This window comes from Mesorhizobium sp. M5C.F.Ca.IN.020.29.1.1 (assembly GCF_003997375.1).
Classification (GTDB): domain Bacteria; phylum Pseudomonadota; class Alphaproteobacteria; order Rhizobiales; family Rhizobiaceae; genus Mesorhizobium; species Mesorhizobium wenxiniae.
Window position 1 is genome coordinate 1 of sequence record NZ_RZSW01000245.1, and the last position, 8,750, is coordinate 8,750.

11 protein-coding genes are annotated in these 8,750 nt (G+C 62.1%); 9 read left to right on the forward strand and 2 right to left on the reverse strand.

Annotated features, from left to right (window positions below; genetic code table 11):
- The 4 genes from EOA85_RS19540 to EOA85_RS19555 all read left to right on the forward strand — a co-directional run.
- A partial coding sequence (locus EOA85_RS19540; protein ID WP_127210827.1) for a phosphoribosylaminoimidazolesuccinocarboxamide synthase occupies window positions 1-638 on the forward strand: 638 nt, incomplete at its 5' end.
- A 42-nt stretch (window positions 639-680) separates the two neighbouring features.
- Window positions 681-923 carry a phosphoribosylformylglycinamidine synthase subunit PurS gene (purS, locus tag EOA85_RS19545; RefSeq protein ID WP_065008292.1) on the forward strand — a complete coding sequence of 81 codons (243 nt, stop codon included), beginning with the start codon at window positions 681-683 and terminating at the stop codon, window positions 921-923.
- 1 nt (window position 924) lies between these two features.
- Window positions 925-1,593, forward strand: coding sequence for a phosphoribosylformylglycinamidine synthase subunit PurQ (purQ, locus tag EOA85_RS19550; RefSeq protein WP_127210828.1), 669 nt, complete (start codon window positions 925-927; stop codon window positions 1,591-1,593).
- A gap of 38 nt (window positions 1,594-1,631) precedes the next feature.
- On the forward strand, window positions 1,632-2,048 hold the full coding sequence (locus EOA85_RS19555; RefSeq protein ID WP_065008140.1) for a hypothetical protein: 417 nt from the start codon (window positions 1,632-1,634) through the stop codon (window positions 2,046-2,048).
- A gap of 322 nt (window positions 2,049-2,370) precedes the next feature.
- Here EOA85_RS19555 and EOA85_RS19565 read toward each other — a convergent pair whose 3' ends face one another.
- Window positions 2,371-2,616, reverse strand: coding sequence for a DUF1127 domain-containing protein (locus tag EOA85_RS19565; RefSeq protein WP_127210829.1), 246 nt, complete (start codon window positions 2,614-2,616; stop codon window positions 2,371-2,373).
- Window positions 2,617-2,708: 92 nt separating this feature from the next.
- Here EOA85_RS19565 and EOA85_RS19570 point away from each other — a divergent pair, with 92 nt between their 5' ends.
- The 3 genes from EOA85_RS19570 (at window position 2,709) to EOA85_RS19580 (ending at window position 6,827) form a co-directional block, all read left to right on the forward strand.
- A complete protein-coding gene (locus EOA85_RS19570) occupies window positions 2,709-4,121 on the forward strand; it encodes a PLP-dependent aminotransferase family protein (RefSeq protein ID WP_127210830.1) in 1,413 nt (470 codons plus the stop codon).
- 147 nt (window positions 4,122-4,268) lie between these two features.
- The gene (purL, locus tag EOA85_RS19575) at window positions 4,269-6,509 is read left to right on the forward strand and encodes a phosphoribosylformylglycinamidine synthase subunit PurL (RefSeq protein ID WP_127210831.1); all 2,241 of its coding nucleotides are present in this window, start codon (window positions 4,269-4,271) and stop codon (window positions 6,507-6,509) included.
- Window positions 6,510-6,593: 84 nt separating this feature from the next.
- Window positions 6,594-6,827, forward strand: coding sequence for a BolA family transcriptional regulator (locus EOA85_RS19580; RefSeq protein WP_127210832.1), 234 nt, complete (start codon window positions 6,594-6,596; stop codon window positions 6,825-6,827).
- Window positions 6,828-6,849: 22 nt separating this feature from the next.
- On the opposite strand, the gene EOA85_RS19585 is transcribed toward EOA85_RS19580, so the two are convergent.
- Window positions 6,850-7,644 (reverse strand): phosphodiester glycosidase family protein, encoded by a 795-nt coding sequence (locus tag EOA85_RS19585; protein WP_127210833.1) that lies wholly within the window; start codon window positions 7,642-7,644, stop codon window positions 6,850-6,852.
- Between the two features lie 164 nt (window positions 7,645-7,808).
- Here EOA85_RS19585 and grxD point away from each other — a divergent pair, with 164 nt between their 5' ends.
- Window positions 7,809-8,144 (forward strand): Grx4 family monothiol glutaredoxin, encoded by a 336-nt coding sequence (gene grxD, locus EOA85_RS19590; protein WP_029353656.1) that lies wholly within the window; start codon window positions 7,809-7,811, stop codon window positions 8,142-8,144.
- Window positions 8,145-8,338: 194 nt separating this feature from the next.
- A partial coding sequence (locus EOA85_RS19595; RefSeq protein ID WP_245485886.1) for an MFS transporter occupies window positions 8,339-8,750 on the forward strand: 412 nt, incomplete at its 3' end.

The window sequence follows — 8,750 nt, forward strand, 5'->3', positions numbered from 1 at the left end:
TTTCCGAGCACATCTTCAACCATCTCAACCGGATGGGCATTCCGACTCACTTCATCCGCCGGCTCAACATGCGCGAGCAGCTGATCAAGGAAGTCGAGATCATCCCGCTCGAAGTGGTGGTGCGCAATGTCGCCGCCGGTTCGCTGGCCAAGCGTCTTGGCATCGAGGAAGGCACCGTGCTGCCGCGCTCGATCATCGAATTCTATTACAAGGCCGACGCGCTCGACGACCCGATGGTGTCTGAAGAGCACATCACCGCTTTCGGCTGGGCGAGCCCGCAGGAGATCGACGACGTGATGGCGCTGGCCATCCGTGTCAACGATTTTCTCTCCGGATTGTTCATGGGCGTCGGCATCCAGCTCGTCGACTTCAAGATCGAGTGCGGCCGCCTGTTCGAGGGCGACATGATGCGCATCGTCGTTGCCGACGAGATCTCGCCGGACTCCTGCCGTCTCTGGGACGTGGCGACCCAGGACAAGCTCGACAAGGACCGTTTCCGCCGCGACATGGGCGGGCTGGTCGAAGCCTATCAAGAAGTCGCCCGCCGCCTCGGCATCATGAACGAAAACGAGCCGCCGCGTCCCGCCGGACCAGTGCTCGTCGCCTCTACCGATGGCGTCAAAGGCAAGCCGCACTGAGATTCTTTGCCGCTCAACACTTCGAACAGGAGCATGTCCAGCGTGATCAAGGCCCGCATTACCGTAACCCTCAAGAATGGCGTGCTCGACCCGCAAGGCAAGGCGATCGAGCATGCGCTGTCCGGGATGGGCTTTGACGGCATCGGCCAGGTGCGGCAGGGCAAGGTTTTCGACGTCGAGCTCTCCGAGAGCGACAAGGCCAAGGCCGAGGCTGATCTCAAGGCGATGTGCGACAAGCTTCTGGCGAATACGGTGATCGAGAATTACGCAGTGGAGATCGCCTGAGGTGAAATCAGCCGTCGTTCTTCTGCCTGGCCTCAACCGCGACCGCGACATGATCGCGGCGCTGACCAAGATTTCGGGAACGCCGCCGGTCACAGTGTGGCAGACCGACACCGAGATCCCCGATGTCGACCTGATCACCATCCCGGGTGGCTTCTCCTTCGGCGACTATCTGCGCTGCGGCGCCATTGCCGCGCGTATGCCGGTGATGCGGGCGGTCGCCGAAAAGGCAGCCAAAGGCGTGATGGTCATCGGGGTCTGCAACGGCTTCCAGATCCTGGTCGAGGCCGGCCTGCTGCCAGGCGCCTTGATGCGCAATACCTCGCTGAAATTCGTCTGCCGGCAAGTCAAGCTGCAGATCGCCAACGCCAACACGATGTTCACCCGTCGCTATCGGCCGGGCCAGATCATCCGCTCGCCGGTGGCGCATCACGACGGCAATTATTTTGCCGACGCCGAGACGCTTCGCAGGCTCGAAGGCGAAGGCCAGGTCGTGTTCCGCTATGCCGAAGGCACCAATCCCAACGGCTCGATCAACGACATTGCCGGCATCATCAACGTCCAGGGCAATGTGCTCGGCCTGATGCCGCACCCCGAGAACCTGATCGAAGCAGCGCATGGCGGCAGCGACGGCCGGGCGCTGTTCGAAAGTGCCCTCGGCGTCGCCGCTTGATATCTTCATCCTTTTTCCGAATTCGAAATAGGCGCCGCATGAGCCCGAGACAGACGATCGCCCGCCTCGCTCTCGTCGCCACCGCCGGCCTTGTGCTCGCCTCCTGCCAATCGAAGCCGAAGAGCGCACCGGCACCTTCGGGCAAGAGTGCGGCGCTGCTTGCCATGGAACAGGTGGCGATCGCCGCTCACAAATGCTGGATCGCCAGCAAGGATCCCGCCTTCAGGCCCTATCAGATGGCCAATGAGCTGAATTCGTTCACCGGCACGCCGCGCTTCCTGTTGGTCCCAGCCAAGCATTATGGCGCAAAGCCGTTGCTGGTCGTGCAGGCGCAAGGCAATTCACGCCGGGTGGACGTGTACGGTCCGCTGATGGCCGAAACGCTCGGTGCGCGCATCGGCTCGGACATCGCCCGTTGGCAGACAGGCAACCCGGCCTGCGGTGTGGCTGCGTAGCGTGCCATCGACGCCGGAATGGTGATGCAGATTTACAGGACGAGCGCGGCCAGGCCTATGACCAGACCGGCGATTTGCAGGAAGCGGCCATGACGGCCTATGCACTGGCGCGGGCGCCGATATCAGGCGAAGAGTCCTAACGGCGCCGCCAGCGTCGCCGTCTCGGCGCTCGGCATCACCGGGCTTTTCTGGTGCTGTGCATAGTCGCCGTACTTGCAGACCGCGGCGTCTCACGGATGAGGAGCCACGGTAACTATCAAGGCACGAAAAGGCGTCCTAAGACCGCGTCTTCTTAAGGATGCACACAAGCTTGATGCATCTTTCAGTCCCAGAACCGCCTCAGACCCTCACGGTGGGCCTCGCAGCGCGAGATGCCGATATCCTTGAGCTGATCGTCGGTCATCTCCAGCAATGCCAGCCGGCTTCGCCGGCGATCCAGCAGGCTGCCGATCCGGATGGCGAGTGACCTGACCGTGCGCACCAGGCGACGGACATAACCTTGCCGGCCCGACGGACCGACTCCGAGCAATTCAGCTCTCGTGTAACGGATTGTATCGATTGCAGCCATTTTCTTGCTACCAGAATTCGAGATTGTACCCTTTTGTTGCGCAATCCATATGTATTGACTCTCAATTCGGTGCAATATAGAAAATTGTCACCATGACAAATTGGCTACCCGACCTTACGTCCGGCTCCGGACCCCTCTACCAGCGGCTTGCAGATTCCATTGAAACCGACATCGACCGCGGCATGATCGATGCGGGGGCAAAACTGCCGCCGCAACGCGACCTGGCTTATGACATCGGAACAACTGTCGGCACGGTCGGTCGGGCCTACCAATTGTTGCGCGAACGGGGGCTGGTAAGCGGCGAAGTCGGGCGCGGAACCTATGTTCTGGGCCGGCATGAGACCAAGACCGATCTGCTGGCATCCGACCCACATGTGGAAGGCACGCGCTATATCGATGCGCCTCGCGGTAAGTTGCGCTTCGACAGCACGGCTGCGCCGGATATTGGCCAGGGCGCCATTGTCGCCGATGTGCTCTCGCGCACGGCGCAGGACCATCCCTATGAGATTTCAAGCTATACGCGGGATTTTCCGGACCGCTGGTTCGAGGCCGGTTGCAGTTGGCTCTCGCGAAATTCGTTTCGCCCGAGCCCTGACGGCATCGTTCCGACGCTCGGCACCCATGCGGCGGTTATGGCGGCGATTGCCGCGCTCACCACGCCTGGCGACTATATCGTCTTCGAGCACCTCACCTATTCGCAGATTTCACGCAGCGCCGGCCTGATCGGCCGCCGGACCGCGCTGGTGACGTCTGACGACGAAGGACTAGACCCAGAGGATTTCGAGCGCGTCTGCGCGCAAAAACATCCGAAAATGATGTTCCTGATGCCGACGGCCAAGAACCCCACACTGGTGACGCTGTCGGCAACACGCCGCGAGGCGATCGCGCGCGTCGCGCGCGAATACAATGTCATCCTGATCGAGGACGATCTCTATGGCGATCTGACCGACGACCCGACCCCGCTATTGGCCGAATATGCCCCCGAACGGACCATCGTTGCCGGCGGCCTGTCGAAATCCGTCGCGGCTGGTGTTCGCGGCGGCTGGCTCGCCTGTCCACCGGCCTATCGCCACCGGATCCGGGTCGCTCACAAGATGCTGACGGGTGGCCTCCCCTTCCTGCTGGCGGAAGTGTGTAGCCGGCTGGTTCTGTCCGGCCAGGCCAGCGAGATGCGGAATCGCAGCATCGTCGAGATCAACGCGCGCATCGCGATCGTGCGCGAGACGCTGGCCGGGTTCGACTTCAAGGCAGTGGACAATGTGCCCTTTGTTTGGCTCACCCTGCCTGATCCATGGCTTTCCGGCACCTTCAAGAATGCCTGTCTCGAACATGGCGTGCTTATCGATGATGAGGACGAGTTCAAGGCGGGCCGTTCCGAGCAGGTTTTCCACGGCGTGCGTTTTGGCGTTTCGCAGCCGAGTCGGCGAGAGGACATCGCGGGCGGCGTCGGCGTGATAAGGCGGCTTCTCGACGAGGGCCGCGCCGGATACGACAGTTTCTCCTGAACCGGCTTGAAACCGGCGGGTCGAGTGGCGATCTTTCGCTGGTTGCTGCCCCTGTGGCTTTCCATCGTTTTCGGCGCTTGAAGGGTGTATCGGCCTTCGCGCTTGCGATAAGAGGGGATTCGACCCCAAGGATATAAATTGCCGCCCATGACCATTTCCAATTCCGTGCCGATCACTCCGGAACTCATTGCCGCGCACGGGCTGAAGCCCGACGAGTATCAACGCATCCTCGACCTGGTCGGGCGCGAGCCGAGCTTTACCGAGCTTGGCATCTTCTCGGCGATGTGGAACGAGCATTGCTCCTATAAATCCTCGAAGAAGTGGCTGCGCACGCTACCAACCACGGGACCGCAGGTCATCCAGGGACCGGGTGAGAATGCCGGCGTGGTCGACATCGGCGACGGCGACTGCGTCGTCTTCAAGATGGAGAGCCACAACCACCCCTCCTACATCGAGCCCTATCAGGGGGCGGCGACCGGCGTCGGCGGCATCCTGCGCGATGTCTTCACCATGGGCGCGCGGCCGATCGCGGCGATGAACGCGCTGCGCTTCGGTGCGCCGGACCATCCCAAGACCAAACACCTCGTTGCCGGCGTCGTTTCCGGCGTCGGCGGCTACGGCAATTCCTTCGGCGTGCCGACGGTCGGCGGTGAGGTCAATTTCGACGCGCGCTACAATGGCAACATCCTGGTCAACGCCTTCGCGGCGGGGCTCGCCAAGACCGATGCGATCTTTCTGTCGGAGGCGAAGGGCGTCGGTCTGCCGGTCGTCTATCTCGGCGCCAAGACCGGCCGCGACGGTGTCGGCGGCGCAACCATGGCCTCGGCCGAATTCGACGACAAGATCGACGAGAAGCGGCCCACCGTTCAGGTCGGCGACCCGTTCACCGAAAAATGCCTGCTCGAAGCCTGCCTCGAGCTGATGGCGTCCGGTGCCGTCATCGCCATCCAGGACATGGGGGCTGCCGGTCTCACCTGCTCGGCGGTCGAGATGGGCGCCAAGGGCGACCTCGGCATCGAGCTCGACCTCGACAAGGTGCCGGTGCGCGAGGAGCGCATGAGCGCCTATGAGATGATGCTGTCGGAGAGCCAGGAGCGCATGCTGATGGTGCTGCGCCCCGAAAAGGAAAAGGAAGCCGAGGCGATCTTCCACAAATGGGGCCTCGACTTCGCCATCGTCGGCAAGACCACCGACGATCTGCGCTTTCGCGTGCTGCATCAGGGCGACGAAGTCGCCAATCTGCCGATCAAAGACCTTGGCGACCAGGCGCCGGAATATGACCGTCCCTGGGCCGAGCCGAAGAAGCCGGCGCCCCTGGCTGCCAGCGATGCCCCACAAGCCGACATCGCCGAGGCTTTGTTGAAACTGCTCGGCGGACCCGACCTTTCATCTCGCCGCTGGGTATGGGAGCAGTACGACACGCTGATTCAGGGCAATTCGCTGCAGCTTCCGGGCGGCGATGCCGGCGTGGTGCGCGTCGAAGGTCATCCGACCAAAGCGCTCGCCTTCTCGTCCGACGTCACGCCGCGCTATTGCGAGGCCGACCCTTACGAGGGTGGCAAGCAGGCGGTGGCAGAATGCTGGCGCAACCTTACCGCCACCGGCGCCCTGCCGCTCGCGGCCACCGACAATCTCAATTTCGGCAATCCGGAACGGCCCGAGATCATGGGCCAGTTGGTCGGCGCCGTGAAAGGCATTGGCGACGCCTGCCGTGCTCTCGGCTTTCCGATCGTCTCCGGCAATGTCTCGCTGTACAACGAAACCAACGGGCAAGGCATCTTGCCGACGCCGACCATCGGCGGCGTCGGACTGATCGCCGACTGGTCCAAAATGGCACGGATCGGCTTTGCCGCCGAGGGCCAGATGATCCTGCTGGTTGGCGCGCCGTCCATGTGGGGAACGCATCTCGCGCAGTCGGCCTACATGCGCGACATTCATGGCCGCACCGACGGCCCGCCGCCGCCGGTCGACCTCGACCATGAAAAGCGCGTCGGCGACCATGTACGCGCCCTAATCGCCTCTGGCGTCGTTACCGCTGCACATGACGTTTCCGATGGTGGCATTGCGGTCGCGCTGGCCGAGATGGCGATGGCGTCCGGCATCGGCGCGACCGTCCCCGGCCTGGTCGGGACCGATCCGATCCCGGTCTGGTTCGGCGAGGATCAGGGCCGCTATCTCTTGACGCTGTCGATCGATCCGCAGAGCGATGAATGGGATGCAATTCGCGAACAGCAAAGTAAGCTCGGCATCTTTGCGCCGTGGATCGGCTCGACCGGCGGTAGTGACCTGAAACTCGGCGAGGCACGGGCGATCCCTGTCGGCGAATTGACCGCTGCCCACGAATCCTGGTTTCCTCGCTTCATGGGAAATGAGCTCGTGGACCCGTGATATAATCGAGTGGGGCCGTTTGGGTGGTCCATCCGCCATTTCGATCATATCTATGAGATCACGACCTGAACAAGGAATCCTCGCATGGCAATGGATGCGCACGACATCGAACGGCTAATCAAGGAAGGCATTCCGGACGCCAAGGTGACGATTCGCGACCTGGCCGGCGACGGTGACCATTATGCGGCCGAGGTGGTGGCCGAGAGCTTTCGCGGAAAAAGCCGCGTCCAGCAGCATCAGATGGTCTATGACGCATTGCAGGGCAATATGGGCGGCGTGCTGCACGCGCTCGCTTTGCAGACCAGCGTGCCGGACTGAGGGTTTCGCCTCCAACCCCTCGTCACTTTTTCGCCGAGACGGCAATGATCGGCCCTGCAGGATAGGTTCCGCCGACGATCATCCTCTCGCCATTCGACAGCGCCGAAACCACGCCGTCGAAGAAAAGCGCGTTGGGGCAATGCAGCGCATCACGGAACAGGCGTGCAAAGCTGCCGAGACTGACTTGCGAGCGTGAGATCGCCAGCACGACCGTGTCTTCGTCACGCACGCCGACGCCATTGCGGATGTGACGCGACGTGCCGTTCGCCTCGAAGCGAGGATGAAGCCGGCCGTCGATCACCAGCATCGGGCCGGATTGCGTGGCGAACGCCACGTCCGGCTTGGCGGCGGCATAGGCGTTCGTTTCCATGACCGCCGCCAAGCCGTCGTTCCGAACCAGGAACACGCCATTCGGCTTCAGGAAGAAATTGCCTTCTCTATCAGCGAGGTTGAGCGGCGCCATCTCGCGACCATTTTCGACGAGAAGGCCGACCGGCGTCAGGTCCTCATGATACATGCCGGCGTTCATGGCGAGCAGCACCGGCCTGCCCTCGCCCGACATCGCCCTGTCGAATTTGTCCAGCGAGCCGAAGACCTTGCCGTCTGCGGCGGCGTGGAAGACAGCAACGTCGTAGCTGCGAAGATCGATCTCGCAGACGATATAGGGGATCGCCTCGAAATTCAGGTCCCGGCATGGCCCGGGCAGTTTGCCGCCGACGGTGACAGGCGGATGCTCCGATGCCCTGAACCACCAGATCAAGGCCAGCGCAACGAGCAGAACACCAATCAGGATTGCCGCGCTAAGCCGCCTTTTCATCGCTTTCTTGGGGAAATAGCAGGCCGATGCTCTTGGCCCAATATCAGGCCATCCTTTGCGCCATTTGCGTGACGATGCGGCAAACGTCTTGTTTCGGGCAACCTATGGGTTTATTTGAAGGGCATGTTTCGAGCCCGACTCTCGCGGGCATGAAAGGATTCTCCATGAGCGGTATCAACGACTACATCGACAGCGAAGTGAAGGGCAACGACGTGGTTCTCTTCATGAAGGGCACGCCCGGTTTCCCGCAATGCGGATTTTCCGGTCAGGTCGTGCAGATCCTCGACTACATCGGGGCCGACTACAAGGGCGTGGACGTGCTGACGTCGGCCGAGCTGCGGCAAGGTATCAAGGAATACTCCAACTGGCCGACGATTCCTCAGCTTTACGTCAAGGGTGAATTCGTTGGCGGCTGCGACATCATCCGCGAGATGTTCCAGGCAGGCGAACTTCAGACGTTCCTCGTCGAAAAGGGCGTGAGCGTCAAAGGCGCCGCCTGACGAGCACGTCGGGCACTTCGCCAAGCTGATTACCTCCCCGGTATCGGGGTACAAGACGAATGAATGCGCCGGTGCGCCGGCGCTTTTTCGTTTGAAGATCGGACTTTGCCGTGGATCAGCATGCACAAGCGCCGCAACAGGCAGGTGCCTTGCCTATTCCGCGCTGGGAATTCATCGCCCTGTGCGCGGCATTGATGGCGCTCAACTCGCTGGCCATCGACATCATGCTGCCGGCGCTGCAGCAGATCGGCGCCTCGCTGGGTGTGGAGAATGAAAACCACCGCCAATATGTGATTGCCGCTTATATTCTGGGCTTTGGCGGTGGACAGCTGTTCTTCGGACCGATCTCGGACCGCTTCGGGCGCCGTGCTCCGCTCGTTGTCGGGCTGGTGATCTATGTCGCGGCAGCGGCTGCGGCGGCAATTGCCCCGACATTCGCCATCCTTATCCTGTGCAGGGTGGTGCAAGGCATCGGCGCCGCGGCCACACGCGTCATCGCCGTCTCGATCGTGCGCGACACTTTCGACGGCCGGCGCATGGCCGAGGTCATGTCATTGATCTTCATGGTGTTCATGGCCATTCCGGTCGTCGCCCCCGGCATCGGTC

What these genes read in the sequence shown, in the direction of transcription:
- purL (WP_127210831.1), top strand. Translation starts at nt 4,269, where the DNA reads ATGACCATTTCCAATTCCGTGCCGATCACTCCGGAACTCATTGCCGCG.
- EOA85_RS19555 (WP_065008140.1), top strand. Translation starts at nt 1,632, where the DNA reads ATGAGCCCGAGACAGACGATCGCCCGCCTCGCTCTCGTCGCCACCGCC.
- EOA85_RS19570 (WP_127210830.1), top strand. Translation starts at nt 2,709, where the DNA reads ATGACAAATTGGCTACCCGACCTTACGTCCGGCTCCGGACCCCTCTAC.
- EOA85_RS19565 (WP_127210829.1), bottom strand. Translation starts at nt 2,616, where the DNA reads ATGGCTGCAATCGATACAATCCGTTACACGAGAGCTGAATTGCTCGGA.
- grxD (WP_029353656.1), top strand. Translation starts at nt 7,809, where the DNA reads ATGAGCGGTATCAACGACTACATCGACAGCGAAGTGAAGGGCAACGAC.
- EOA85_RS19580 (WP_127210832.1), top strand. Translation starts at nt 6,594, where the DNA reads ATGGCAATGGATGCGCACGACATCGAACGGCTAATCAAGGAAGGCATT.
- EOA85_RS19585 (WP_127210833.1), bottom strand. Translation starts at nt 7,644, where the DNA reads ATGAAAAGGCGGCTTAGCGCGGCAATCCTGATTGGTGTTCTGCTCGTT.